The 26,798-nt window shown below is 65.9% G+C and carries 23 protein-coding genes; 14 read left to right on the top strand and 9 right to left on the bottom strand.

All coding sequences use genetic code 11. The annotated features are described in order from the left end of the window. Window positions 1–16: 16 nt before the first annotated feature. Window positions 17–274, bottom strand: a complete 258-nt coding sequence (locus BB934_RS20425) for a CBU_0592 family membrane protein (RefSeq protein ID WP_099511270.1) — start codon at window positions 272–274, stop codon at window positions 17–19. 180 nt (window positions 275–454) lie between these two features. Here BB934_RS20425 and BB934_RS20430 point away from each other — a divergent pair, with 180 nt between their 5' ends. Together BB934_RS20430 and BB934_RS20435 are read left to right on the top strand one after the other, a co-directional pair. After that, window positions 455–1,270, top strand: coding sequence for a UDP-2,3-diacylglucosamine diphosphatase (locus BB934_RS20430; protein WP_099513083.1), 816 nt, complete (start codon window positions 455–457; stop codon window positions 1,268–1,270). Next, window positions 1,270–2,277, top strand: coding sequence for a glycosyltransferase family 4 protein (locus tag BB934_RS20435; RefSeq protein ID WP_099511271.1), 1,008 nt, complete (start codon window positions 1,270–1,272; stop codon window positions 2,275–2,277). The genes BB934_RS20430 and BB934_RS20435 overlap by 1 nt, the downstream gene beginning before the upstream one ends. A 6-nt stretch (window positions 2,278–2,283) precedes the next feature. Here BB934_RS20435 and BB934_RS20440 read toward each other — a convergent pair whose 3' ends face one another. Then, on the bottom strand, window positions 2,284–2,784 hold the full coding sequence (locus BB934_RS20440) for a hypothetical protein (protein WP_099511272.1): 501 nt from the start codon (window positions 2,782–2,784) through the stop codon (window positions 2,284–2,286). A 159-nt stretch (window positions 2,785–2,943) separates the two neighbouring features. On the opposite strand from BB934_RS20440, the gene BB934_RS20445 reads away from it, so the two are divergent. Continuing rightward, a complete protein-coding gene (locus BB934_RS20445; protein ID WP_099511273.1) occupies window positions 2,944–4,137 on the top strand; it encodes an MFS transporter in 1,194 nt (397 codons plus the stop codon). 76 nt (window positions 4,138–4,213) lie between these two features. On the opposite strand, the gene dgcA is transcribed toward BB934_RS20445, so the two are convergent. Continuing rightward, window positions 4,214–5,197 carry an N-acetyl-D-Glu racemase DgcA gene (dgcA, locus tag BB934_RS20450; RefSeq protein WP_099511274.1) on the bottom strand — a complete coding sequence of 328 codons (984 nt, stop codon included), beginning with the start codon at window positions 5,195–5,197 and terminating at the stop codon, window positions 4,214–4,216. Window positions 5,198–5,277: 80 nt separating this feature from the next. Between dgcA and BB934_RS20455 the strand changes: the two genes are divergently transcribed. Genes BB934_RS20455 through BB934_RS20470 form a run of 4 tightly spaced genes read left to right on the top strand, consistent with a single transcriptional unit; the run spans window position 5,278 to window position 9,501 of the window. Continuing rightward, on the top strand, window positions 5,278–6,426 hold the full coding sequence (locus tag BB934_RS20455) for an ABC transporter permease (RefSeq protein WP_099511275.1): 1,149 nt from the start codon (window positions 5,278–5,280) through the stop codon (window positions 6,424–6,426). A 4-nt stretch (window positions 6,427–6,430) separates the two neighbouring features. After that, window positions 6,431–7,231 (top strand): ABC transporter ATP-binding protein, encoded by an 801-nt coding sequence (locus tag BB934_RS20460; protein ID WP_173909520.1) that lies wholly within the window; start codon window positions 6,431–6,433, stop codon window positions 7,229–7,231. Between the two features lie 8 nt (window positions 7,232–7,239). Continuing rightward, a complete protein-coding gene (locus tag BB934_RS20465) occupies window positions 7,240–8,817 on the top strand; it encodes an MlaD family protein (RefSeq protein ID WP_099511276.1) in 1,578 nt (525 codons plus the stop codon). Between the two features lie 54 nt (window positions 8,818–8,871). Continuing rightward, the gene (locus BB934_RS20470) at window positions 8,872–9,501 is read left to right on the top strand and encodes an ABC-type transport auxiliary lipoprotein family protein (protein WP_335645578.1); all 630 of its coding nucleotides are present in this window, start codon (window positions 8,872–8,874) and stop codon (window positions 9,499–9,501) included. A 312-nt stretch (window positions 9,502–9,813) separates the two neighbouring features. On the opposite strand, the gene BB934_RS20475 is transcribed toward BB934_RS20470, so the two are convergent. Further along, window positions 9,814–14,601, bottom strand: a complete 4,788-nt coding sequence (locus BB934_RS20475) for an apolipoprotein A-IV repeat region-like domain-containing protein (RefSeq protein ID WP_099511278.1) — start codon at window positions 14,599–14,601, stop codon at window positions 9,814–9,816. 313 nt (window positions 14,602–14,914) lie between these two features. Here BB934_RS20475 and BB934_RS20480 point away from each other — a divergent pair, with 313 nt between their 5' ends. Beyond that, window positions 14,915–15,235, top strand: a complete 321-nt coding sequence (locus BB934_RS20480; protein ID WP_099511279.1) for a 2Fe-2S iron-sulfur cluster-binding protein — start codon at window positions 14,915–14,917, stop codon at window positions 15,233–15,235. Between the two features lie 102 nt (window positions 15,236–15,337). After that, window positions 15,338–15,763: a universal stress protein gene (locus BB934_RS20485; protein WP_099511280.1), complete on the top strand. Its 426-nt coding sequence runs from the start codon at window positions 15,338–15,340 to the stop codon at window positions 15,761–15,763. A 68-nt stretch (window positions 15,764–15,831) separates the two neighbouring features. On the opposite strand, the gene BB934_RS20490 is transcribed toward BB934_RS20485, so the two are convergent. From BB934_RS20490 to BB934_RS20505, 4 genes are all read right to left on the bottom strand, one after another. After that, window positions 15,832–16,404 (bottom strand): hypothetical protein, encoded by a 573-nt coding sequence (locus BB934_RS20490; protein ID WP_099511281.1) that lies wholly within the window; start codon window positions 16,402–16,404, stop codon window positions 15,832–15,834. Window positions 16,405–16,449: 45 nt separating this feature from the next. Next, complete coding sequence (locus tag BB934_RS20495; RefSeq protein WP_099511282.1) at window positions 16,450–17,625, bottom strand: vWA domain-containing protein; 1,176 nt, start codon at window positions 17,623–17,625, stop codon at window positions 16,450–16,452. Window positions 17,626–17,675: 50 nt separating this feature from the next. Then, the gene (locus tag BB934_RS20500) at window positions 17,676–19,523 is read right to left on the bottom strand and encodes a cation:proton antiporter domain-containing protein (RefSeq protein WP_099511283.1); all 1,848 of its coding nucleotides are present in this window, start codon (window positions 19,521–19,523) and stop codon (window positions 17,676–17,678) included. Window positions 19,524–19,760: 237 nt separating this feature from the next. After that, entirely contained in the window at window positions 19,761–21,047 is a 1,287-nt protein-coding gene (locus tag BB934_RS20505) for a cystathionine gamma-synthase family protein (protein WP_099511284.1), read from the bottom strand. A 117-nt stretch (window positions 21,048–21,164) separates the two neighbouring features. Here BB934_RS20505 and BB934_RS20510 point away from each other — a divergent pair, with 117 nt between their 5' ends. Beyond that, window positions 21,165–22,013: an AAA family ATPase gene (locus BB934_RS20510; RefSeq protein ID WP_099511285.1), complete on the top strand. Its 849-nt coding sequence runs from the start codon at window positions 21,165–21,167 to the stop codon at window positions 22,011–22,013. After that, window positions 22,013–22,537, top strand: a complete 525-nt coding sequence (locus tag BB934_RS20515; RefSeq protein ID WP_099511286.1) for a SixA phosphatase family protein — start codon at window positions 22,013–22,015, stop codon at window positions 22,535–22,537. The genes BB934_RS20510 and BB934_RS20515 overlap by 1 nt, the downstream gene beginning before the upstream one ends. Window positions 22,538–22,542: 5 nt before the next feature. On the opposite strand, the gene BB934_RS20520 is transcribed toward BB934_RS20515, so the two are convergent. After that, entirely contained in the window at window positions 22,543–23,079 is a 537-nt protein-coding gene (locus BB934_RS20520) for a GNAT family N-acetyltransferase (protein WP_099511287.1), read from the bottom strand. A gap of 141 nt (window positions 23,080–23,220) precedes the next feature. Here BB934_RS20520 and BB934_RS20525 point away from each other — a divergent pair, with 141 nt between their 5' ends. The 3 genes from BB934_RS20525 to BB934_RS20535 all read left to right on the top strand — a co-directional run bounded on the left by BB934_RS20525 (window position 23,221) and on the right by BB934_RS20535 (window position 26,780). Then, window positions 23,221–24,279 carry a hypothetical protein gene (locus tag BB934_RS20525; RefSeq protein WP_099511288.1) on the top strand — a complete coding sequence of 353 codons (1,059 nt, stop codon included), beginning with the start codon at window positions 23,221–23,223 and terminating at the stop codon, window positions 24,277–24,279. 69 nt (window positions 24,280–24,348) lie between these two features. Next, window positions 24,349–25,797, top strand: coding sequence for a YcjX family GTP-binding protein (locus BB934_RS20530; protein WP_099511289.1), 1,449 nt, complete (start codon window positions 24,349–24,351; stop codon window positions 25,795–25,797). Further along, window positions 25,794–26,780, top strand: a complete 987-nt coding sequence (locus BB934_RS20535; protein WP_099511290.1) for a YcjF family protein — start codon at window positions 25,794–25,796, stop codon at window positions 26,778–26,780. The genes BB934_RS20530 and BB934_RS20535 overlap by 4 nt, the downstream gene beginning before the upstream one ends. Window positions 26,781–26,798 lie beyond the last annotated feature (18 nt).

The raw sequence follows: 26,798 nt of genomic DNA on the forward strand, positions 1-26,798 counted from the left end.
CGCCGGACGCATGGGCTCAGGGACGGGCTGTCCGCGAGCGCTTAACGTGCGAGCGTATGTAGCCGATTGCGGTAAGCACCAGCCATGCCGATTGAGTGACGAAGGATGCTAAATTGAAGTCGAACAGCAATGAATAGAGAATCAGTATTGCGCCTAGTGCATTGAGGAGCGCGTAACGACTATCCTCTACTTTCAAGGCGCCCAATTGCAGCAGCCCGTAGGCCGAGAGATAGGCTGCAACGCCGATCAGCCCGACTAAGTCAGGTACGCTCATCACGATCTCCGCCCGATCACTGCGGAGCCTCTATGGCAAATCCGTTGCTCTTGGAAGCGGACTTTTGCCTCACCTGAGGAAGGTGGTTCCGGCCCACCGTCACAAATCTGCAGGAAAACCGTCATGGGGACGAGACGCGAATCCGGTTTGGGTTTGTTCCGCAAGCCCGTCGGAGGAGCCATGGCTCAGGAAGCGAATGCTGTGCGCGTAAGGACGCTGTTCCTGTCGGACCTTCACCTCGGCACCAAGGGGTGCCAAGCGGATGCGCTGCTGGAATTCCTCAAAGCTTACGATGCGGACACCATCTATCTGGTCGGCGATATCGTCGATGGATGGAAGCTGAAATCGGGCTGGTACTGGCCGCAGGCCCATAACGACGTGGTGCAGAAGCTCCTGCGCAAGGTCCGCAAAGGGGCCCGCCTCGTCTACCTTCCGGGCAATCACGACGAGTTCCTGCGCGATTTCATCGGCGTCAATCTCGGGGGCATCGAGCTGGCGGACTACGCCTTGCACGAGGCCGCGGACGGCAAGCGCTATTTCGTGATCCACGGCGACCAGTTCGATCTGGTGGTCCGTCACGCCCGCTGGCTCGCCCTGCTGGGCGACGGCGCCTATTCGGCGGCCCTGTTCGTCAACACCTATCTCAACGTGGTGCGAAGGCGCCTCGGCCTGACCTACTGGTCGCTCTCGTCCTGGGCCAAGCTGAAGGTCAAGAATGCGGTGAACTACATCAGCCGGTTCGAGGAACTCCTGGCGGCCGAAGCCCAGCGGCAGGGGGCCGATGGGGTCATCTGCGGCCATATCCACCATGCGATCATGCATGACCAGTTCTCGGGCGTCTCCTACGTGAACACCGGCGATTGGGTCGAATCCTGCACGGCGGTGGTCGAGCATTACGACGGATCCTTCGAGCTGATCCGCTGGGCGGAGACGACGCAGGTGCCCCTCGCTTCTCCGACGCTCGTCGAAGCGGCCATCGGCGAGAGGGCGGCCTGATGCGTCTTCTGATCGCAAGCGATGCATGGCGTCCCAAGGTCAACGGCGTGGTGCGCTCCCTGGAGCACATGGCTGAGGAGGCGCCCCGCTTCGGCGCCGAAATCGTGTTCCTGACGCCGGAGCGCTTCCGCTCCTTTCCGATGCCGACCTATCCGGAAATCCGCCTGTCCCTGGTGGGACAAGCCTCCATCGCTCGCCTGATGGAGGAGATCGCCCCCACCCATGTCCATATCGCGACGGAGGGGCCGATAGGGCTGGCGACGCGCCTTGCCTGCGCCCGCGAGGGCCGGGCCTTCACCACGAGCTACCACACCCGCTTCCCCGAATATGTCGCGGCCCGGACGAGGATTCCGGAAGCATGGTCCTATGGGGCGCTCAAGCGGTTCCATCGGGCAGCACGCGCGATGATGGTCAGCACGCCCTCCCTCGAGAGAGAACTGACCGGGCGCGGCTTCGGGAACATCATGCGCTGGACCCGGGGCGTGGATACGACCCTGTTCCGGCCCCGAAAGGAGCGCGTCATGGATGCGGCATCGCCCATCTTCCTCTACGTCGGACGCGTGGCCGTGGAGAAGAACCTCGACGCCTTCCTGAGCCTCGATCTGCCCGGCACGAAGGTGATCGTCGGCGACGGTCCGGCCCGGGGCGAGCTTGAACGACGATATCCGCAAGCCCGTTTCCTCGGCGCCCTGGCGGGGGAGGATCTGGCCCGGGTCTATGCATCCGCCGACGTGTTCGTGTTCCCGAGCCTCACCGACACCTTTGGCATCGTCCTCCTGGAAGCTCTTGCCTCTGGTCTGCCGATTGCCGCCTTCCCGGTCACCGGCCCGCTCGACGTGATCGGCGCCTCCGGCTGCGGAATTCTCGATTGGAACCTGAGGCAGGCCGCCCTCGAAGCCCTCGCGCTCCCGAAGGACAGGTGCCGCGCGTATGGCGAGACCTTCACCTGGCACGAGAGCGCGAGACAGTTCTTCTCGAACATCGAGAAGGCCCACGCCGCGATGTAGCCCGGCCTACATCAGGAAAGCGGGATGCGGGTGGAGATGCTGGGCCTTCTCACCCTCGAAAGGGCCGGGTCCCGCCGAGGTTTCCGTCTGACCGGACTTCGCATCGCAGCGGGCGATCATCTCGCGGATGTGGCGTTCCAGATATTGGAAGGTCAGCACCATATGCCTGATGCGCTGCTCGGCAGCGGCCTGTAACTCGGCCTCCGACAGCTCGCTCATGGGATCGTTGCCGTCGATGGCAGGGAAGGAGTGGATCGCTTCCTTGGTTTGCCGGATGGCGACGGCCATTTCCTCGAGATCGGACCTGAGCCTGCCAATGGTCTCCCCATCGACGCCCGGCTCCTTGAGCCGATCTACGGCCTCGAGGATCGTCTGGGTGTCCGCATGGCGGTTGCGCCGGGCATATTCCTTCAGGAACCAGCGGCCGCGCGCCGTCTCCATGACGGCGGTCTCGATGGCGTCGAAATCCAGGTCGCCGAACGTGACGTCGGTCTCTTCATCGGGCATGGTAACGGCATCCATCTCTGCCGGGCTTGATTCCCCGTCCCCAACAGATGTGTGCAAAGCGCAGGCAAGCTCAACCCCTACAAGGCTTTCAGGGGCAGTCGTGCACCGCGTTCTTGCTCGTTTGGCCCCCGTTTTCGATCCCAGAAGATCTCCGTCCCGATGCATCCGCACAAAGCTCTCGAACTCCGCCTGGGTGCATTGCAGGCCGCCAGCTTCACCAGCCACGGGATGTATCTGCCGTTCTTTCCCCTGTGGCTCCAGAGCAAGTCGCTGTCGCCGACGCTCATCGGGTTCGTGGTCGCCATTCCCATCATCGTGCGGATCTTGGCGACGGCGCCGCTCCTGAGCCTTGCCGACCGCTCGTTCGGAGCGCGGCGGCTGCTGCTCGCGAGCCATTTCGGCCAGCTGATCGGCTTTCCGCTGTTCCTGTTCGCCGACGGCAGCATCGCGATCGTCGTCCTCGTCGCGCTCGTTGCCGTAGCGCAATCCTGCATCATCCCCGGCAACGACCTCGTCTCGACCAATGCGGTCCAGCGGCATCCCGGCCTGAACTACGGCCGGATCAGGGGCGCCGGCTCGGTGGCGTTCTTCATCACCAACATCGTCGGCGGCTATCTGGTCGGGGCCTTCGGGGCGGACATCGTGATCGTCGCCCTGACCCTGATCCCGATCTTAGGAATCACCGCAACGCTGATCGCCGTCCCGCCCGAGGTTCCCGAGCCCATGAGCCACGACGACGGATGGAAGGAGAGTGAATCCCCGAAGCTGTCCCGGATCCTTTGGCTCGTCCTGATCGCCGGAGCCTTGACGCAGGGAAGCCACGGCGCGCTCAACGCCTTCGCCAGCATCTACTGGCGCTCCATCGGCTTCTCGGATGCGGTCATCGGCTATTTCTGGGCCGCCGGCGTGATCGCCGAGATTCTGGTCTTCGTCTATCTCGGACGGCATGTGGGTCGCAGCTCGGGCGTCGGCCTGATCATGATCGGGTCCGCTGCGGCCGTGATCCGCTTCACCATCATGTCCCTGCAGCCGGGTACGGAGATCATGTTCGTGCTCCAGGCGATGCACAGCCTGTCTTTCGCGGCCACCCATATCGGCACCATGGCGGCTCTTGCGGCGCTCGCGCCCTTGAAGGCGCGGGGACGGGCGCAGGGCATCTACGGCTCGCTCGCTGCGCTCACGACGGCGGCCTCCACGATCGTCAGCGGCATGATCTACACGGAGGCGGGGGCTGGGGTCTTTGCGGCGATGGCCCCCTTGGGCGCCATCGGATTCGTGCTGATGCTGGTCGTCGTCCGACTTCAGAAGGATCAGCGCATCGTACGGAAAAGTGGTCCCGGTTTTCCGTCTTGAACGATGCGCTGCTCAAAAGATTGAGCATCTGATCGATCCCAAAAGTGGTGTCCACTTTTGGGATCGATCAGATGCTCTAACCCCAGAGGGCAGGCTCGGGCGGGTAGACGATGCTGCCCTCGTAGCGCAGGCCCGGCTCCCGGTCGCGGGCAAGGAGGAGGGGGCCGTCGAGATCGACGAAGCGGGAGCGCGGCGCGAGCACGAGGGCGGGCGCCATCGCAAGCGACGAGCCGACCATGCAACCGATCATCAGGGAGAAGCCCTTGGCCTCGGCCGCATCGGCCAGGGCCAGCGCCTCGGTCAGGCCGCCGGTCTTGTCGAGCTTGATGTTGACCACTTCATAGAGGCCGACCAGCCGGTCGAGGCTCGCCCGGTCGTGCACGCTCTCGTCGGCCAGGATCGGGACAGGACGCGAGATTTGGCCGAGATAGGCATCGGCCTGGGCGGGGAGGGGCTGCTCCACGAGCGCGTAGCCCTCCTCGGCGCAGGCCGCGAGATGCGCTTCGATGTTCGCCTCCGTCCAGCCCTCGTTGGCATCCGCGATCAGGGTCGCCTGCGGCGCGGCGCGGCGGACCGCCCTGATGCGCTCGATATCGCCGTCGGGCGCACCGAACTTCACCTTGAGGATTGGCCGCTCCGCCGCCTTCGCCGTGGCCGCCGCCATACCTTCAGGGCTGTCGAGGCTGATTGTGTAGGCGGTGGTCGCCGGCGGCCAGCGGGTCAGCCCGGCCGTGACATGGGCGCGGATGCCGGTGCGCTTGGCGTCGAGATCCCATAGGGCGCAATCGACCGCGTTGCGGGCGGCTCCAGGCGGCATCAGGTCCTGCAGCGCCTCGCGGGTCAGTCCGGCCTCGATCCGGGGGCGGATGGCTTCGATGGCCGCCGCCACGCCTTCGACCGTCTCGCCGTAGCGGGAATAAGGCACGCATTCCCCATGGCCAGAGGCGCCGGGCTCCTCGATCGTGGCCGTGACCACCACCGCCTCAGTCCGGGAGCCGCGGGCGATGGTGAACTTTCCGGCAATGGGAAAACGGTCGATGGAAACGGTGAGATTGGGCATTCTGTCGGATTCTCTGTTAACTACGGCTCGACTTGTGGCGCAGCGACACGCTATCACCAAACGGAATCAATGCCGAAGGGATGATCGTGGCGCAGAGCACCTTGGCTCAAGAGCCGCAAGCGACAATCGAGCGAGCGGAGGGGCAGACGACGGTCCGGCTGTCGGGTCCCTGGACGGCGCCCCATGCCGAAAGGGTCGAGGCCGTTGCCAATGCGATCTCCGCGGAGGTCGAGACTTATCCCGTGGTCTTCGATCTGAGCGAGATCGGGCGGCTCGACACCCTCGGTGCCTGGACCCTCAACCGGACACGGCACGAGCTGTCGGCCAAGGGCAAGGCGGATTTCGCCGGTGCGTCGCCGGAGCGGTCGACCCTCCTGGAAGAGACGGCTTTCCGCGAGTTCCAGGGCGATCCGAAGCCGCGGCATTCCCGCGCGGTCGATTTCCTCGTCGATGTGGGCAAGAGCGTCGCCGGTGCCGGCAAGGACCTGGTCGGCGGCGTCGGCTTCCTGGGCGAGCTCGTATCCGCCCTCCTGCGGGTCATCGTCCATCCCAGCCGCTTCCGCGGCACGGCCGTGATCAACCAGCTGGAACAGATCGCCTATCGCGGCGTGCCGATCATCGTGCTGATCTCCTTCCTGGTCGGCTGCATCGTGTCGCAGCAGGGCATCTTCCAGCTGATCAAGTTCGGCGCGACGCCCTTCGTCATCGATCTCATCGGCATCCTCGTCCTGCGCGAGCTGGGCGTCCTTCTCACCTCCATCATGGTCGCCGGACGCTCCGGCTCCGCCTTCACCGCGGAAATCGGCTCCATGAAGATGCGGGAGGAGATCGACGCCCTGCGGGTCATGGGCCTCGATCCGATCGAGGTGCTGATCGTGCCGCGGATCATGGCGCTGGTGATCGGCCTGCCGCTGCTCACATTCATCGCCTCCATCGCCGCGCTCGTCGGCGGCGGGCTGACCACCTGGGTCTACGGCGACATCAGCCCGGACATCTTCCTGACGCGCCTCAGGGCCGCCGTCAGCCTGAACACCTTCCTGGTCGGGATCATCAAGGCGCCATTCATGGCGCTCGTGATCGGCATCATCGCGACCCTCGAAGGTCTCGCCGTCGAGGGGTCCGCCGAGTCCCTCGGCCGCCACGTGACCTCTTCGGTCGTGAAGGCCATCTTCATGGTTATCGTGCTCGATGGACTCTTCGCCATGTTCTTCGCAGCGATTAATTACTGACATGATGCTCGACCGCCGCCAGCTCGACCTCACCAAGGACCGCGACGTGATCATCCGCGCTCGCGGCGTCGAGGTCGGATTCGGAGAGCGGACGATCCTGAAAGGGCTCGATCTCGACGTCTATCGCGGCGAAATCCTCGGCTTCGTCGGCGGCTCCGGCCAGGGCAAGTCGGTCCTGACCCGGGCCATTCTCGGGCTCGTGCCCAAGCGGGCGGGCACCATCGAGGTGCTGGGCCAGAATTTGGACGAGCTGTCTCCCGACGAACGCCGGCAGCTCGAGAGACAGTGGGGCGTGCTGTTCCAGCAGGGCGCGCTTTTTTCCGCGCTCACGGTCAAGCAGAACATCCAGGTCCCGATGCGGGAATACCTGAACCTGTCGACTCGCCTGCTCGACGAGATCGCCATGCTCAAGATCGAGATGGTGGGGCTCAATCCGGACGCTGCGGACAAGCTTCCCTCGGAGCTTTCGGGCGGCATGATCAAGCGCGCGGCTCTGGCGCGGGCGCTCGCCCTCGACCCGGAGATTGTTTTCCTCGACGAGCCGACCTCGGGTCTCGACCCCATCGGCGCCGGCGAGTTCGACGACCTTATTGCGACGTTACAGCGGACTTTAGGACTGACCGTATTCATGGTAACCCATGACCTTGACAGCCTCTATTCGGTCTGCGACCGGATTGCGGCTTTGGGCGAGGGAAAAATTCTCGCGGAGGGTCCCATCGAGACGATGCTCGGATCGGATCATCCGTGGCTCCGCTCTTACTTTCATGGGAAACGGGCACGCGCGGTCATGGCCGGCGGCGCGTAAGGGTAGCGATGGAAACGCGTGCAAATTACGCCTTGATCGGGCTCTTCACCCTGGCGGTGATCGCGGCGGCCTTCGGCTTCGTCTATTGGTTCTCCGGCGGCGAGAGGGGTCAGGCGCGCCAGAGCCTCCGAATCGTGTTCTCGGGATCGGTCTCCGGTCTCTCCCAGGGCTCGAGCGTCTCCTTCAACGGCCTGCGGGTTGGTGACGTCTCCGATATCAGCCTGCTCCCGGAGGATCCGCGCCGGGTCGTCGCCATTGTCCAGGTCGACAGCCGCACCCCGATCCGGGCCGATACGCGGGCCCGCCTGGAATATCAGGGCCTGACGGGTGTCGCGAATATCGGTCTCTCCGGTGGAGAGCCCAGTGCTCCGCCGCTGGCGGCAGGGCCCGGCCAGCCCATGCCGACGATCTTCGCCGACCGTTCCGACTTCCAGGATCTGATCGAGACTGCGCGCAACATCGCGCGGCGGGCTGACGACGTCCTGGAGCGGGTCGGGCGCGTGGTGACGGACAACGAAGGCGCCGTCAGCCGGACGATCCAGAACGTGGAGCGCTTCTCGCAAGCTCTCGGCGAGAATGCCGAGGGGATCGACCGCTTCCTGGCCCAGGTCGGGCAGGCGGCCGAGAAGGTCGGGCCCCTGGCCGAGAAGCTCGAGACCCTGGCGACCAATGTCGATACGGTGGTGCGCGCCGTCGATCCGCAGCGCGTCACGCGCATCGTGGAGAACGTCGAAGGCTTCACCGAGTCACTGGAGCAGAACCGCCAGGCCATCGCGAACACTCTGCGCAACGCCGACACTCTCGTGGCCAGCCTCAACCAGACGGCGCCCAAGCTCGACAGTGCCGTGTCCGACCTCTCGAATATCGCCAAGGCCATCGATCCGGCGAAGGTCGGCCGCACCGTCGACAAGGCCGAGGAGCTGGCGAACGCCATCGACGGCCAGCGCGTCTCCCGGATCGTTGAGAACACGGACAACTTCACCCAGGCCCTGGGGCAGAACCGCGATGTGATCAACAACGCCCTGCGCGACGCCGCAAGCCTGATCGCATCGCTCAACGCGACGGCGCCCAAGCTCGACAGTGCCGTGGCCGAGATCGACGAGCTCGCCAAGGCCATCGACCCGACCAAGGTCGGGCGGACGGTCGACAACCTCGATACCTTCAGCCAGATGCTGAGCCAGCGCAGTCCGGATGTGGACAAGGCGATCCAGGAGGCACGCTCCATCACGGAGAAGCTCAACAAATCCGCCGACCGCATCGACAGCGTCCTGATCGGTGCCGAGAAGTTCCTGGGCTCGGCCTCGGGCGAGTCGGGCAAGGGAGCCTTCGACGAGATCCGCGCCGCCGCCGTTTCCATGCGCGAGCTGGCCGACGATCTGAACCGGCGCACCGAAGGCATCCAGGGCGTGCTGTCCGGGGTCGGCCGTTTCACGGATTCAGGACTCCGGGAATACGAGGCTCTGGCGGTCGAGGGCCGCAGGACCTTGGGAGACATCAGCCGTGCCGTGCGGAGCATCGAACGTAATCCACAGCAGTTTCTTTTCGGTGGTCGTTCGAATCTCCCCGAGTATAGTGGACGCCGTTAAGTAACCAGTATGCGTGGATCCTCCGTGTTGCTCCCCCAGACCGAGCGAGCCTTCTTGCTCCGGCGTTTTGCGCCGGTGCTGGTCCTGGCTGCCCTGACCGGCGCCTGCTCGTCGGGGCCTGCACCGGCGACCTACGATCTCTCCGCGCCGTCGTCCCGCATCCGCGGCGCGGCCGGTGTCCAGGTGCTCGTGAACGAGCCCGCTGCCCTGCAGCAGCTCGCGACGCAGCAGATCCTGGTCAAGGATGCCAGCGGCTCGGTCTCGTTCATCGGGGGAGGGCAATGGGCCGACAACCTGCCCCGCCTGATCCAGACGCGCCTGATCAACACCTTCGAGAATTCCTCCCAGCTGCGGGGCGTCTCGCGCCCGAGCAGCGGAGCGGTGGCCGATGTGCAGCTGATCTCCGAACTGCGCCGGTTCGAGATCGCGACCCCCGACAATGCGGCCGTGGCCGAGATCTCCGTGAAGATCGTCAGCGATCGGGACGGGCGCATCGTGAACGGCCGCATCTTCCGCGCCGCCGTGCCGGCGAGTGCCGTCGACGCCCCGAACGCCGCCCGCGCCCTCGACGAGGCCCTGTCGGTGGTCATGCTCGACATCGTGCGCTGGGTGAGCGGAAGCCACCTGCCGCGGCGCGAGGATCCCGGCACCGCAGCGGCGGGCGAAGATCGGGCGCCGGCTTAGAGGCCCTTTCAAGTAAACTTCGATGTAGCCCCTACGTCATCACCGGCCTTGTGCCGGTGATCTCGATCGGTAAGGCGCGGCGCTTTTCAGAAGCGGGATGGCCGGCACGAGGCCGGCCATGACGTGGTGGGTGTCATCCCGGCGGCCCGCAGGGCCGGGAAGGGGGATCCACTCCCACGCTCAGCGTCATGGATTCCCTTCCCCTCCGCTGACGCTCCGGCCGGGAATGACACTGTCTCTTCAGGCTTTCCCTTCAACGAAAAACGCGGCCCTGAGGCCGCGTTTTTCATATTCCGGTTGAGCCTCGTCCGATCAGTCGAAGCGGCCGCTGGCGTGAGCCAGCATGGTGTAGACCTTGCCGGTCTCCGAGGTGAGGTAGGTCTTCGTCAGCATGGAATCGCGGTCGTCGCGGGAGACTTCGGCGAGAAGGCGCTCGAACTCCTCGACATAGCGGTCCACCGTCTGGCGGAACTCCTCGTCGCGACCATACTTGCGGCGGATCTCGTCGAAGGTCTGCTGTCCCTGGAGCGTGTAGAGACGCCGGGTGAACACGTTGCTCTCGCCACGGCGATAGCGGTCCCACAGTTCCAGCGCGGCGTCGTGATCGATCATGCGTGCGATGTCGACGGAGATCGAATCAAGGGATTCGAGGCTGTTGGTTCTCGCACGATCAGGGCGGCCTGCCGCGCGTGTCGGCTCGACCGTTTCCTCGCGCGAGGCACGGTTCAGGAGGTCCGACAGCCAGCCGCCGCGGGCACCGGCCTCGCGGGCAGGCGCTTCCTCCCGGCGCGTAGTCGGACGCTCCGCAGCCGGCGGGGCCTGGCGAACAGGTGCCGGTGCCGGGGCGGGCGCGGATACGGGCGCCGGAGCGGGAGCGGGCTTCGGTTCCGCCTGGCGGGCGACCGCCGGGGTGGGGGCGGGTGCCGGTGTCTGCGCGATGCGCTGTTCGACGGCGGCCGCGACGGCTGCCATGGTGGCGGCGACCGGGGTCTCGTTGACCGCAGCCTTGCGGGGCTGGGCGGCCGGAGCCGCGTCGACCATCCGGTTGGAACGGGACACCAGAGCGGAGAGCTCGTTGAGAGCCTTGATCTGATCGGCGACGACGCGGCGCATGTTGGCCGTCGTCTCCTGGGTCTCCTGCGGCAGCTCGACGACGCCGCGGCGCAGTTCGGCGCGGGTGGCCTCCAGCTCGCGCTGGATCTGGCCGGTCATGCCGCGCAATTCGCCCATGGTGTCGCGGAACTTCGCCGACGCATTGCCGAGGGCCTCGGTCATCTCGGCCGCGGCCTTCTCGTAGCCGGTGCGCAGGGCCGCTGCCGTCCGCTCGCTTTCCTCGCCCGTGGTGGCGCGGATGCGTTCGAACTGCTCGCCGATGGCGCCCGTCGTGGTCTCCGCCGCAGCGGCGAGAACGGCGCCGATCTGGCCTGCCTTGGCTTCCACGTTCTGGAGAGAGTTCTCAAGGAGGGTCGTGAAGGAGCGGGTGACGGATTCCAGATCCTGCGAGCGGTCGTTGATGCGGCCGAGAAGCGCGTCCAGGGCCTGCTGGCGGCCAGAGAGCGCCTCGTTCATGCGCGTCTCGACACGTTCCAGGGCCGCGGTGGCTTCGACGAGGGTACGCATCTGCTCGCCGGTCGTATCGGTGAGTGCGCGGCCGCGCTCTTCAAGATTCTGGGCGAGTTCCAGCGCCTGCTGGATGGCGCCGGAGGAGACGCTGCGCAGCGCGTCGACTTGATCGGCCACCTGGTCCGAGGCGCGGCCCGTCTGGGTGGCGATCTCGGAGAGGAGCGCTTCGATGTGCTGGACGCGTCCGGCAAGGCCATCCTCGACCGCGCCGAGATTGGCGCTGGCGGAGGCCGCGACCTGCTGGAGCAGTTGATTGGCGTCGTTCAGACGGCCGAGCACGTCGGTAAGCTCGCCGCGCAGGCTCTCGTTGGCGCCGGTGAGTGCCACGACCGTCTGCTCGGTGCCTTCGTCGAGGGCCGTGCGTACGGCCTGTGTCGATTGCAGATAGGCGGCGGTGAGTTCCATCGTGCGCTGCTGGAGCGACGACAGCATGGAGCTGCTGCGGTCCTGCAGGCTACCGATGACGGCGTTGCTGCGCTCTTCCAGGTCGCGCAGGGTGGTCTCGCTGATCGCGGCGACCTCGCGACCGATCACATCGCCGCGGCTGCCGAGGCTCTCGAGGAGCGTCGCGCCTTCCGTGTCGAAGATCGAGCGGATCTCGCCGATGCGGCTCGTGAGCGAGCCGAGAACCGTCTGGCCGCGCTCGTCGATGGTTTCGGCGACGCCGGTGAGGCGGTTCACCACCCGGTCCTCGAGCATCGTGACGCTCTGATCGAGGGCGGCAGCGATCTCCTCGGCGCGGTTGCCGAGGATCTGGTTGATCTCGAAAGCGCGGGCGCCGAGATTCTCCGAGATCTCGTCGGCGCGGTTGCCCAAAAGCTCGTTGATCGAGGCGATGCGGCCGTCGAGCGACTGGCCGATCTGCTCGGCCTTCGAGGAGAGGGTGTCGGCGATGGTGTTGGTCCTCGCCGTGATCGCCTGGCTGATCTCGTCCACGCGGGCCTGAAGGGCAGTGGCCACGTCGCGTCCGCCTTCCGCCATGACACGGGCCATCTCGCCGGTGCGCACCACGAGAGCTTCGTTGAGAGCGCTCGACCGGGCGCCGAGAACGCTGTCGACGCGCTCGACGATGGTGTCGAAATTGACCGTGATTTCCGAGGTGCGACGCGAGGCATGCTCCTCGAGGGCGGTAAGCTGCGTCTCGATGGCGGTGGCCGCCTCCCGGGCGCGCTCGGTGAAGGACTCGGCTACCGTGCGGCCCTGCACGGTGATCAGGCGGTTCATCTCCTCGAGGCTGCCGGTGATCGTCTCGGTCAGGCCGCCCACGTCGCGGGAAATGCGGTCGGCGACATCGCTGCCGCGGGTGGTGACATCCTCCAGGGTGGTGAGGCGGGCGCCGAGGGTTTCTTCCATCTCGCGGGTCCGGCTGTCGACGGTGGTCGACAGGGTCTCGGCCGTGCGGTTGAGCACCTCGTTCACGCGCGAACCCTGGCTGGCGATCGCCAGCACGATGTCCTTGGCGGCGCTGGCCAGACGGGTCTGCGCATCGTCCGTGTGACGGGAGAGGGTGTCCGAGAATTCCTGGCCGCGGGATTCGAAGGCGGTGCGGAAGTCCTCGACATGGCCGCCCATGAGCGACGAGAGGCGCTCGCCGGCCTGGGTAAGGCTCGTCTCGAGGGCATGGCCCTGGACGGTGACGGATTCGCTGACGCGCCGGCTTGCCGTTTCGAGGCGGGTGGCGAGATCCTCGACGCGGGTGCCGATGGACTCGTCGGCCATGCGGACCGCACCCTCCAGCTGCTCGCGCACTTCGCCGCCGCGCTGGCCGATCTCGCGGGTGACGTCGGCGGCCGTCGTCGCCAGGCGCTCGCGGAATTCGTTGCCGCGCAGAACGATTTCGTCGACGACGCCGGTGCCGGTGGTGGAAAGCTGCTCGCGCAGAGTGGTGCCGCGGGTCGACAGCTCGTTGAGGAGAGTGCCGGCTGTGAGAGCGAATTCCTCGCGCAGGCTGCTGCCGCTTGTGGCGAGTTCCTGAACCAGTGTCGCGCCTGTCGTGGAAAGGGCCTGGCGCATCTCCGTGCCGCGGGCGACGATCTCCTCGCTCACGGAGGAGCCTGCCTCTGCGATCTCGTCGCGCATCTCGGCGGTGCGGGCGGAGATGTCGTCGGCGATTACGCCGCCGGTGGCGGCGAGCTTCTCGGTGATCTCAGCTCCGCGCTGGGCGAAGCTGTCCTCCAGGGTGCGGGCCGTCTGCTCGAAGGCCTCGCGCACGTCGTTGCCCTGTTGGGCGAGGGCGTCGATCACGCCGCGGCCGGTCTCGGCCAGGGTCCGCGTGACCTGGCTTGCGCCGTCCTGCAGGTGGCGGGTCAGGAGGTCGCCGGTGCGCTCGAAGGCGCCGGTGATGTCCTGCGCCTTGCTCTCGAGCGCGCTCGTGATGGTCGTGCCGACTTCGGAGATGCCGTTCTTGATCTCGTCGCTGGAGCCTGCGAGGCGCTCCACCAGCTCGACGCCGCGGCTCGCCATCTCCTCGACGACGCGCTCGCCGGCGCGGCCAAGCGCCTGCGTGATGTGGTCGCCCTGCTTTTCGAGCGAGGCGGTGACCTTGTCGCCGGCGCCGCTGACGGCCGAGGCGACGCGCTCGCTGGCGCCGTCGAGATCCTGGATCAGGTTCTGGTGAACGCCGGTGATGGAGCCACGCACGCGCTCCGCATTGGAGACGATGGCCTCACGCTGTGCCACCAGCTCGTCGATGAGCGAGCGGATGCGGATCTCGTTGTCGGAATAGGCACGCTCCAGCGTCGAGATCTCGCTGCGCACGAGAGTTTCGAGCTCGCCGGCGCGGGCAAGCGCACGCTCGACGCCGTCGCCGACGGCTGCGACTTCACGGCGCACCGCCTGCGAGACGGACAGGACCGCGTCGGTGGAAAAATTCTCGGGCTGCGCGAGTCGCATGGCGACTTCGCCGACTGCGCGGGCCACCAGCTTCATCTCCTGCGAGCGGACGGTCAGCATGGCGGCGATGAAGAACAGGAAGAGGGGGGCGACGAGCCCGACGGCGCCTAGCGCCAGCTGCGAGATCGAGAAGGCGGCCAGCAGTTGTTCGGGCGTGGTGATGCCCTGCATGTAGACCAGCGCCCCGACGCCGCCGAGCCAGAGCAGGGAGGCGAGGGCGGCCACCCAGTAAGCACGACGGGACGGGCGAAACTGGAGTGCCTGGAGCATCACGCCGACATTCTGGCGGTCGTCATTGGCGACGGAGTTCCGGTCGGGCGCGACGAAGCCGGAGCGGTGCATCTCGTCGAGCCTGGGATCGTGGTCGTCGGCCTGCGCAGAGAGAGAGTCGGAGCCCAGACCGAATGGCCCCTTGGTGAAATCGTGGTCATCGATATCCGGCAGCTTGGGCTCTTCGAAGGAGGACTTGCCGCCCGGCCGCTCGGGCGTGTGGATCACGAATGTCTCGTCGAGGTTGAGCGCCTGCTCGACAGCCGAAAGGGCCGCCTCCGCCGGGTCTTTCATCTTCTTGTTCTCGGTCGCCATGATCCGCCCTCGTGACGCAACTGTGATGGTTGAGGCCGCCTCATTGCGTGAAAAGCAAGGTGAATGCGTGGCCTCAGCCGGTGCGGATCGCCTGTCAGGTTTTCCGCACGGTAATCTGTCATTTACCAAGCAAGTCTAGCGGCCGATCTGAAACAAGGAAACCCGATGTCCCCTGTCATTTATGAACGTCGTTAACGGCTTAGTAACCTGCTGTACCGGGGAAATTGCGGCGAAAAAACGGCAGGCTCCGCGCTCGTCTCTCGTCTTCCGGCGCGGTCTGTCTTAAGTATGCGCCCACAAGCAGAGGTCCGCAATGATCAATATTACGTTCATCGATGCCGAAGGAACGGCCCGAACCGTCGAGGCGGAGGAGGGCGCGACGGTGATGGAAACCGCCATCCGCAACGGTGTCCCGGGCATCGAGGCCGAATGCGGCGGAGCCTGCTCCTGCGCCACCTGTCACGTCTATGTCGCCGAGGAATGGGAAGCGGTGACGGGCCAGCCTCAGCCGATGGAGGAGGACATGCTCGACTTCGCCTTCGACGTGCGCCCCAATTCGCGGCTGTCATGCCAGATCCGCGTCCGGCCCGAGCTCGACGGTCTCGTCGTCCACACCCCCACCCGTCAAGGATAAGGCTTCCGCCACGTAGCGGAGGGTGCTTATGCTGGTACGCGGGATGATAGGCGGCGAACGGGATCCACTTCGCCGAAAAATGCTCTGTGTGGAGAAAAGCTCATGTTCAAGACGATCCTGGTTCCTGTCGATCTCGGTGAAGTCGAGACGGCAAAGCCCGCCATCGACAAAGCCGTCGAGCTTGCCAAGGCCTCGAGCGGATCGCTGCGTCTGGTCTATGTGCGCGCCATCGTGCCCGTGACCTATATGGAATTCATGCCGCCGACCTTCGACGAGGAGCAGCAGGGTGAGGCTGATGCCAAGCTGGCCAAACTGGCGGCGGGCGTCGGCCTGTCGTCCGATCGGGTCTCCGCGGTGGTCCGCCTCGGCTCCGTTTACGCCGAAGTGCTGGACGAGGCGGAGAAGACCGGAACGGACCTCATCGTCATCGGCTCCCACCGGCCGACCATGGCAACCTACCTGCTCGGCTCCAACGCCGCGACCGTGGTGCGCCACGCCAAGTGCTCGGTGCTGGTGGTAAGGGCTTAAGCTTCATGATCTGCACGTCATCACCAGCACAAGGCCGGTGATGACATAGGTTACAGGAGGCTCGCTCCTTAACCCGCCTTCGGCAGCATTTCCTCGGGCAGGGCCCCGCACCGGAAGGGGCGCGGCTTGTTGAGCCGGATCATCGGCTCGATCTGCCACACGCCCACGACGCCGAGGAGCGCTCCGATCAGCGCGACGCCTGTCGCCCCCATCTGCAACGCCTGCCAGATCAGATAGACCATGACGAGCAGCGATGCGATTGCAAGTGCCGAGGTCGGGAGCCACAGGCCCAAGGGCTTGCCGGCCACAAGCCTCGCCTGCGGGTTGGCACGGACGATGGCGTCGCACAGGGCCTGAACGAAGGCCCGGTATTCCTGCGTCAGCTCCTGGGCCTCGACGAGGCTCTTCCAGTTGAGCGAGCTGAAGGTGAAGGACTTGCCGTCCTTCATGATCACCTTGGTGCGAAAGGCCCTTTGCGCCAGCCGGCCCGGCTCGTAGGTCATGCGCACCGTATCCACGGCACCGAGCAGGACCTCATGCACCTTGCGACCGGAATCGACGGTGAGCTTGTCGCCCCCTTTGAGAGTGAAGGAGATCGGCCCGCCGAAGGGCTTGGGGCTGTGGGTGTAGGTCTGTGCCATGGGGGCTTCTTATCCCGGCACCGTCCGCTCGGCAAACGGTGCTGTCTAGCGCACCAGTTCGCGCATCGCGTGGTCGATGCCTTCGAGATTGAGCGGGTACATGCGATCCCCGAACGCTTGCCGGATCAGGGCGATGGACTGGGTGTAGCCCCAATGCGGCTGCGGCACCGGGTTGAGCCACACGGCCCTGGGAAAATGATCGAGGATGCGCCGGAGCCAGGCTTGGCCGGGCTCCTCGTTCCAGTGCTCCACCGAGCCGCCGGGATGGGTGACTTCGTAAGGGCTCATGGATGCATCGCCCACGAAGACCACGCGATAATCCGACGGATAGGTGCGGATCACGTCGAGGGTCGGGATCGTCTCGTCGAAGCGGCGGCGGTTCTCCTTCCAGAGATTCTCGTAGACGCAGTTGTGGAAGTAGAAATGCTCGAAATGCTTGAACTCGAGCCGCGCTGCCGAGAACAGCTCCTCCGCGATCTCGATATGCCAGTCCATGGAGCCGCCTACATCGAGGAAGAGGAGCACCTTCACCGCGTTGCGGCGCTCCGGCCGCAGACGCACGTCGAGATAGCCCTTGTGTGCGGTCTCGTGGATCGTCTCGTCGAGGTCGAGTTCCTCCGCCGAGCCGGTGCGGGCGAAGCGGCGTAGCCGCCGCAGCGCAATGCGCATGTTGCGCACGCCGAGCTCGACGCTGTCGTCGAAATCCATGAACTCGCGCTTGTCCCACACCTTCACGGCGCGGAAGTTGCGGTTCTTGTCCTGGCCGATGCGGATGCCTTCCGGGTTGTAGCCGTAGGCGCCATAGGGCGAGGTGCCGGCCGTACCGATCCATTTGTTGCCGCCCTGGTGGCGGCCCTTCTGCTCCTCGAGGCGCTTCTTCAGGTTCTCCCAGAGCTTTTCCCAGCCCATGGCCTCGATCTGCTTCTTCTCCTCGTCGGTGAGATAGCGCTCGGCGAGCTTGCGCAGCCATTCCTCGGGAATGCCGGTCTCGTCGACCGCCCGGCCCATGCTCTCGATGCCCTTGAACACATGGGCGAAAACCTGGTCGAATTTGTCGAAATGGCGCTCGTCCTTCACCAGGCAGGTGCGGGAGAGATAGTAGAACTCCTCGACGCTCTTGTCGGCGAGATCCCGGTCGAGAGCCTCCAGCAGGGACAGGTACTCCCGGAAGGAGACCGGCACCTTGGCTGCGCGCAGCTCTGTGAAGAAGGTCAGGAACATCGCGCCAGTGTCTGTTACGCGGTGAGAAGGTCAAGAGGCGAGGGCAGAGGTCAGGTATCGACCTGCGTCGCCTGCTCCGCCACCGCTGACGGGGACGACTTGCCGACGCGCCGGCGCGCCTGGAACACGGCCCGATCCGGATTGCGCTTCGGATTCTTTTTCCGGAGGATTTCCCTGAACTCGTCGCGGCGCTCGTGGATCGACGCGATCACGAGCCCCATCGGGACTCCGATATCGCTCAGGACCGCTTCGCTCAGCTGGAGGGAGGCCTCGATGGTTTCCGGCACCGCATCGTCCACGCCAAGCTCATAGAGCTGCGTGGCGTGACGCGCGTCGCGGGCTCGGGCGACGATGGTGATGTCGGAGCATTCCTGGCGCGCTGCAGACACGACGGCCTCGATGGAGTTGAGGGTGTCCAAGGTGATCACGAGAGCAAGCGCCCGGTCGATGCCGCAGGCGCGCAGGAACTCGGGGTAGGACCCATCGCCGTAATAGACCGGCTTTCCAGCCTTTCGCTCCGACGCGACGCGGGCAGGGTCCAGATCGATGGCGAGATAGGGCACCTTGTGGCGGTCCAGCATCTCGCCGACGAGCTGCCCGACGCGCCCGTAGCCGGCAATGATCACACGTCCGACCTCGTCAGTAGGTGGAGCGACGGTGACCAGAGGATCGAGCGGGCGGCGCACTTCGAGCTTGCGGCTCAGGCGCTGCCCCAGGCGAGCCAGGAGCGGGATCGCGACCATCGTGAGGGTCGTCACGAGAAGGAGGTTCTGGCCGATCCCGCCCGGCACGAGGCCGGCAATCATCGCCGCGCCCAGGATCACAAGGGCGAACTCGCCGCCGGGGCCTAAGAGAAGCCCCGTTTCCGCCGCCTCTGCCGTGCTGAGCCCGAAGTGACGTCCAATGGCGACGATGGTCATTCCCTTGATGATCACGACCGTGGCGGCGAGCGAAAGGATGAGCAGCGGCGCCTCGAGGAAGCGGAACAGGTCGAGGCTCATGCCGACCGAAACGAAGAAAACCCCGAGAAGCAGACCCTTGAAGGGCTGAATGGTCACGTCGACGGCGCGCCGGTATTCCGTCTCGGACAGGAGGATGCCGGCGATGAAGGCGCCAAGCGCCATCGACAATCCGCTGACGGCGGCGATCAGGCTGGTCACCATCACGACGAGCAGGCAGGCCGCCATGAAAAGCTCTGGGCTCTTCGGCGTCGAAACGAGTTGGAAGAAGGGCCTGAGGATGATGCGACCGAGGCCGACGATCAGAACCAGCGCAACGACCGCCTGCAGGAGCAGCAAGGCGAAGGACGACAGCGTCACCTCGGGCTTGCCAGTGTCGAGCACGGCGATGGCGAACAGGATCGGCGCTACGAGGAGGTCCTGGAACAAAAGGGCCGAGAAGCCGGCGCGTCCCGCCGCCGTATTCAGGCGCTTCTGCTCAGCCAGAACCGGGATCACGATGGCCGTCGACGACAAGGCCAGGGCCAGGCCGACGACCGTTGCCGCGGTGATCGTGTCGACCGTTCTGAATGCGTAGAAGGCCAGGCCGAGGATCAATGCGCCCAGAAAGACCTGGAGGGAGCCGAACCCGAAGACGAGGCGCCGCAAGGTGCGCAGGCGCTGCCAGGACAGTTCGATGCCGATGGTGAACAACAGGAAGACCACGCCGAACTCGGCGAGGCGCGAGGTTCCCTCCGGATTGGTGAAGGTGACCCAGTTCACCCAGGGATAGGCCGGAACCAAGCGCCCAAGCCCGTAGGGTCCCAGCAACGCGCCTGCCGCCAGAAACCCCAGGACCGGGCTGATCTTGAGCCGGTGGAACAGAGGGACGACGATGCCTGCCGTTGCCAGAAAAAGAATGGGTTCCTGATAGGACTGCAGGTCTATCGCAGCGGCCATTGCTTCCTTCCGGTTGAATTCATTGTGGTTCTACCGGCAAGGGGTGCGCAAGGGGTTAATGCCCACCGAGGTGGAATGACGGGCGCGACATGAACGCATGGGTTATCAATGCGACACCCCCATGCGCGTCATCCCGGACGGTGAAGCCGATCCGGGATCGTTATCGGGATAAGGCGCCATTCTCGTCTTGCGATCCCGGGTTCAGCTGCGCAGCCCCGGGATGACGAGACTTGCGGCTCAATCCAACGTCGCCAGCGCCTGCGCCAGATCGGCAACCAGATCGTCCGGGTGCTCGATGCCGATGGAGACGCGGATGGTGGCGTCGGAGACGCCGAGGCGATCTCGCGTTGCCTTTGGCACGCCGGAATGGGTCGTGGAGGCCGGATGCGAGATCAGCGACTCGGTCCCGCCCAAGCTCACCGCCAGCTTGAAGACCTGGAGCGCGTTGAGCACCCGGAAGGCTTCCGCCTCTCCGCCCTTCACGTCGAAGGAGAAGGTCGAGCCGGGAGCGCTGCTCTGGGATTCGTAGACCTCCTTCGCCCGGGAGCCCTCCGGCAGATAGGCGAGATGGTGGACCTTCGCCACGCTCGGGTGCTCGTGCAGGAAAGCTGCCACGATCTCCCCATTGCGGTTCGCCGCGTTCATGCGAAGCGCCAGGGTCTCGAGCGAGCGCCCGAGCATCCAGCAGGAATGCGGGTCGAGCTGCGTGCCGATGGCCGAACGCAGCAGGCGCACGGTCTTCATCAGTTCCTTGGAGCCGAGCGCAGCGCCGGCGATCAGGTCGGAATGGCCGCCGACATATTTCGTCAGCGAATAGATCGAGATGTCGGCGCCGTCGTTGAGCGGCTTCTGAAAGATGGGGCCGAGCAGAGTGTTGTCGCAGACGACGACCGGGCGGTGGCCCTGGGCTGCGCCGATCTCATCCGCGATGGTCTTGATGAGAGCGATGTCCACCAGGGTGTTGAGGGGATTGGAGGGCGTCTCGATCATGATCACCGAGACGCGGCCCTTGCCCATCGCCTCCTTCGCGGCTGCCCGGATGCCCGCCGCATCCACGCCGTCGCCGAAACCGACGGCTCCGATGTTCATGTTGGCGAGCGTCTTGGCGATCAGGGTCTCGGTGCCGCCATAGAGCGGCTGCGAGTGCAGGATCGCGTCGCCGGGCCTGGCGAACGCCAGGATCGTCGTCGAGATGGCGGACATGCCGGAGGAGAACAGGAGGCCCGCCTCCGCCTCCTCGAAGATGGCGAGCCGATCCTCGACGATCTCGGAATTGGGGTGGTTGAAGCGGGAATAGACGAGACCCGCGGCCTCTCCCTTGGGCGGTTCCCGGCGGCCGGCCACGTAGTCGAAGAATTCCTTGCCGTGCTCGGCGCTGTTGAACACGAAGGTCGAAGTGAGGAAGACCGGCGGCTTCACCGCGCCTTCCGACAGGGTCGGGTCGTAGCCGTAGCCCAGCATCAGGGTTTCGGGCTTCAGCTTGTGATTGCCGATTCGGTCCTTGTGGTAGCGATTGTAAGCCATAGCCATCTCTCCCGTTTTGTTTGTTGTCGTCTTATGTCCTGGGCTTACCCTATGAAGGCGATTGCCGAAAGGCGACCGCAGGAATTAGGGTCGGGATGAATGCGAGGAAGGGTGGGAATGGCGCGGTTTGCCGGAACTGAATCCTATGTGGCCACCGAGGACCTGACGGTTGCCGTCAATGCCGCCGTCACCCTGGAGCGTCCGCTCCTGGTGAAGGGCGAGCCCGGGACGGGCAAATCGGTTCTGGCGGAGGAGATCGCCAGGAGCCTGAACGCTCCGCTGATCACCTGGCACATCAAATCCACCACTAAGGCCCAGCAGGGGCTCTACGAATACGATGCGGTCTCGCGCCTGCGCGACAGCCAGCTCGGCGACAGCCGTGTGTCCGACATCCGCAACTATATCAAACGCGGCAAGCTGTGGGATGCCTTCGCCGCCGAGGTGCGGCCGGTGCTGCTGATCGACGAGATCGACAAGGCCGATATCGAGTTCCCGAACGATCTCCTGCTCGAACTCGACCGCATGGAATTCTTCGTCTACGAAACCGGCGAGACGATCCGCGCGACCCGACGTCCCATCGTCGTCATCACCTCCAACAACGAGAAGGAGCTGCCGGACGCCTTCCTTCGCCGCTGCTTCTTCCACTACATCAAGTTTCCGGACGCTCAGACCATGGCCCGGATCGTCGAAGTCCACTATCCCGGCATCAAGCATCGGCTGGTCGAGGAGGCCCTCAAGATCTTCTTCGACGTGCGCGAGGTGCCTGGCCTGCGCAAGAAGCCCTCCACCTCTGAGCTGCTCGACTGGCTCAAGCTCCTGCTGTCCGAGGATATCGGTCCGGAGAAGCTGCGCGAGCGCGACACCCGCAAGCTCATCCCGCCGCTGCACGGGGCGCTGTTGAAGAACGAGCAGGATGTGAGCCTCTTCGAGAAGCTGGCCTTCATCGCCAGACGGGAAGGGCGCTGATGCTCCGCCTCTTGCTCCTCCGCCACGCCAAGGCCGCCTGGCCCGGCGGCGTGCTCGATCTCGACCGGCCCCTCGCCAAGCGCGGGCAGGAGGCATCCCTCGTCATGGCCGACTACCTGAAGAGGGAACGGCTCCTGCCCAATCTCGTCATCGTCTCGCCGGCGCGGCGGACGCACGAGACCTGGGAGCGCGTGCAGCCGATCGTCGGCGAGATCGCGATGCGCACCGACGGGCGGATCTACGAAGCGCCGGTCGGCCGGCTTCTGGAGGTCGTGCGCGAGGCGAAGCCAGGGATCCGAACCCTGATGATGATCGGCCACAATCCCGGCTTTGAGGAACTGGCACGGCTTCTCATCGGCGAGGGCGACATGGACGGGATCCTGCGCCTCGGCCAGAAATATCCGACCGCCGGCCTCGCCGTCATCGATTTTGCCCTGGAGGACTGGGCCGATGTCGCGCACAAGTCCGGACGGCTCGAGCGTTTCGTGACGCCGAAATCGCTGGGCAATGGCGAGGACGATTAGGCGCTTCAAAATTCGAGAAAGAGCAGTTCCTCGTCGTAGAAGGCGTCGCCCACCCGGATCGCCTTGCGCTCGATGCCGTAGGGGTTGAAGCCGAGGCCGTGATAGGTGCGCCGGGCGCCCTCGTTCGTGAGAGTGACGGCCGCTTCGAGCACGATCACGTGCCGGGCGGCATGATCGATCACCTGCCGGACGAGAGCTTGCCCGACCTTCTGCCCGCGCCATTCCGGCTTCACATAGACGCCCCACATCACGCCCTTGTGGCGGGCTTTCATGCGGTCATGAACGGCGAACCCCGCCACGCCGACAAGGACCCCATCGGCGAAGGCGCCGAAGATGGCGTTCGGTCCGGAGGAGGGGATCCGGGCGCTGACCGTCTCGATCGACAGCGAAACCTCTTCCTCATAGCTGGAAGCGAAGGCCTCGGGGCTGTTCTCGAGCCCCTCCAGCCGCAGGCGCTGAAAGGCCTGCGCGTCGGATGGATCGAGGGGGCGGATCGAGATCGTGGAGGACATGAGGCTCTGCCGGGAAAAAGGGGGAGCCATTCGTGAAGCTCTCCCGTGCGCCGGTCAAGCAGCCGGGTCGCGCATGTCCACTAAGGGTTGGAAGCAAGCCCGTCCGCCCTACCATCGTTCTGCCTGAAACCTTCCCGATTGTGTCCGGCCGACGCGGGGGCGGATCCTCACATGATGCCTCAGACGTTTCTTGCACTCGCTCTCGCGATGCGCGCCCTCCTGCCGGGCGATCTCGCCGGGAAAGGCGACGCAGCGCACCCGGCCGGAGAAGCGCAGAGTGTGCAGGCGCATTACGAGCCGGAGGCGCGGGAGGTATCGAACTGGCGCCATGAGGCCATGGATGCCCTGGAGCCGAAGCCCATCATCGCCATGGCAGCGCTGTTCCGGGCCGAGCGCCCGTTCGTGACCCGCTGCGTCAAGCTCAACAATTACTGGTGCATCAAGAGCGCCCGCTGGAACGGGGAGCTCGCCACCGACGGCGAAGGTCATGTGGGCTTCGTCTCCGCCGATCATGGGGCCGATGCGGCAGCGACCCTGCTGCGGCGCTATTATCTCGAGTTCAACCGCAAATCCGCCCTCGACATCGTCCGCCGCTGGGCTCCGGCCGAGTGCAATGTCGCAACTGGCATCGGCGGCATCGCCGTGCTGGCGGTGAGGGGCATCGGCGGCACGGTGCGGGCCCAGTATCTCGCCTCGCGCCGGCGGGGCGGGGCCGTGCGCTATACGGCGAAGGCCGGTCCTGGCGGCAAGCCCGGTCGGGTCTCGATGGTGATCCCGATGGCGCCCAAGACGCCGCAATACCGGGTGCCGAGCATCGCCGAGGGCATGGGGGAGAAGCCGAAAGCCGCCAAGCCGCCTCAACCTTCCACGGCCGCCCGCAGTAAGCCGGCAAGGGAGCCAGCTGCGGCCGCGGCTTCGCCAAAGACTGTGCCAAAGGTCCAGGTCGCTGCGGCCTGCCCCTCCGAGGAGCAGCGCCACCGCAATTATGCGGGCCGTATGGTCGAGGGGCTCGGCCTGAACCCGACCGACGACCTGAAGCTGTTTTCGGCGGACGGCACTCCCCAGCCCAACCTCACCCATGTGATGCTCGCCATGGCGGCTTTCGAACTCGGAGCCTTGAGGGCGAGCCCGGCGCTCGTGGAGGGCGCGATCGCTCGTGCGGTCGCCAAGCTGAAAGAGAATACGAAAGCGGAGGCCGGCCACGGCGTTCCGACGAGCTTGGAGCGGTAAGGCCGCCTTGCACGTTAGGAGGGAAAGCCCCACCTACAAGCTTGGCTTGAGAGCATTAGGTTCATCTTCGTGTCCGTCATCACCGATCTCGCCTCCCGCGCCGGGTCCGCGGCGCACTCCCTCTGGGAGGCCTCCGGCCAGCTGATCCAGCCCTCCCTCCGTCTCGGCGTCACAGGTCTCGCCCGCTCCGGGAAAACTGTGTTCACCACGGCGCTCGTGCATCATCTGACGCGGGGCACGAATCTTCCCGCCTTCCGCGCCTCCGCCGAAGGGCGGATCCGGCGGGCGCATCTGGCGCATCAGCCCGACGATGCGGTACCGCGCTTTCCTTACGAAGAGCACATGGCGGCCCTCACCGAGAGCCGCCGCTGGCCGCAATCCACGAACCGGATCAGCGAGTTGCGGGTGGATGTCGAATACGAGCGCAAGGCCGGCTGGCGCACGGGCCCGGCCTCGCTCGCCCTCGACATCGTCGATTATCCCGGCGAATGGCTGCTCGATCTCGCGCTTCTCGAGGCCGGTTACGCGGAATGGTCACGCCAGACCATCGAGGCGAGCCGCAAGCGCGACCGGGCGCCGGCTGCGGGGCATTGGCATGAAGCCCTGAAAACCTTCGATCCGTCAGGCGCTTCCGACGAGATGCTGGCGTTCAGGGCGAGCGAGGTCTTCAAGGATTATCTCACCGTCCTGCGCGCCGGGTCCGAGGCCGTGGCGACCACGCCGCCGGGGCGCTTCCTGATGCCGGGCGACCTTGCCGGCTCGCCCGCGCTCACCTTCGCCCCCCTCGATCTGCCCCAGGGCCAGCCGATCGCGCCGGGCAGCTTCGCCGCCCTCATGGAGCGGCGTTTCGAGGCCTACAAGACCCATGTGGTCAGGCCCTTCTTCCGCGATCATTTCCAGCGCATCGACCGCCAGATCGTGCTCGTGGACGTGCTCGCCGCCATCGATGCCGGGCCCGTGGCCCTGGCGGAACTGGAGGAGGCCCTCGATCAGGTGCTGATGGCGTTCCGGATCGGCCGCAATACGTTCCTGTCCCGCCTGTTCTCGCCCCGCGCCGACCGGGTCCTGTTCGCCGCGACCAAGGCCGATCACATCCACCACACCGACCACGACCGGCTCGACGCGATCCTGCGCCTTCTCGTGAACCGCGCCTCGCGCCGGACCGAGGCTGCCGGAGCGCGGGTCGGCACCGTGGCGCTCGCCTCCGTGCGCGCCACCCGCGAAACCACGATCCGCGAAGGCCGCGAGACCCTGCGCGCCGTCGCCGGCGTGCCTGAGGCGGGCGAGCGCGTCGGAGGCGAGATTTTCGATGGGGAGACGGAGGCCGCGATCTTTCCGGGCGAACTGCCGGAGACACCCGAGGCCGTGTTCCAGGGCGCGATCCCGCCGGGCTCGTTCAGGTTCCCGCGTTTCCGTCCGCCCAAGCTGCCGGTCGATGCGGCGGGCCGCATGGCCAAGATGCCCCATATCCGCCTGGACCGGGCGCTTGAATTCCTGCTGGGGGACCGTTTCGCATGAGCCGCCAACCTCGCGCCTATCGTCTCGACGATCCGAACGTCACCGCCGGCGCCGTGCAGGTGACGGAGGAGCCCTTCGACGCCATCGAGGCGGCCGACGGTGTCGTCGTGCCGATGGGAGATAAGCGCCGGGCGCCCTGGGTCGGCATTCTTCTCTCTGCGTTGTCCGGGCTGCTGCTCCTGGGACTCGGGCTCGCGGTCGAGAACCTGATCGTCGACCTCTATGCGATCGCGCCCTGGCTCGGTTGGGTGGCGCTGGTGCTGGCCGTCCTGGCCGTCCTGGCCTTCCTCGCCATCGTCGGCCGCGAGGTGGCCGGGATCTGGCGGGAGCAGAAGATCGAGCACCTGCGCGAGGCTGCCATCGACGCGCTTGCCGTCAAGGACCATAAGGCTGCCAAGAGCATCGTTTCCGATCTCCTGGCCCTCTACGGCGGCCGGGCCGCGGCGGCTCAAGGGAGCGCCCGGCTGAAAGGCCTGACCGAGGAGATCATCGACGCGGATGACCGCCTCGCCATCGCCGAGCGCGAGCTTCTGGCCCCTCTCGACGTCCAGGCCAAGAGGGCGATCGCGGGCGCCGCGAAGCAGGTTTCCCTTGTCACGGCAGTGAGCCCACGCGCCATCGTCGACGTCGCCTTCGTGATCTTCGTGGCGGTACGCCTCCTGCGGACGCTCTCGCGGATCTATGGCGGAAGGCCCGGCCTGTTCGGCTTCCTGCGGCTCGCCAAGGCGGCCTTCAACCATCTCGCGGTGACCGGCGGCATGGCCGTCGGCGACAGCCTGATGCAGCAGGTCCTGGGGCTCGGGCTTGCGGCCCGCATCTCGGCCAAGCTCGGCGAAGGCGTCCTGAACGGGCTGATGACCGCCCGGTTCGGCCTTGCGGCCCTCTCCGTCTGCCGTCCGCTTCCCTTCATCCGTGAGGAGATCCCCAGGATCGGCGACGTTGCCGGGGAGCTGATCAGCCGGGCAGAGGCTGCGGCCGATTAAGGGTGCGGCAAATCGTTC

The sequence above is a fragment of the Microvirga ossetica genome, from assembly GCF_002741015.1.
Lineage (GTDB): Bacteria > Pseudomonadota > Alphaproteobacteria > Rhizobiales > Beijerinckiaceae > Microvirga > Microvirga ossetica.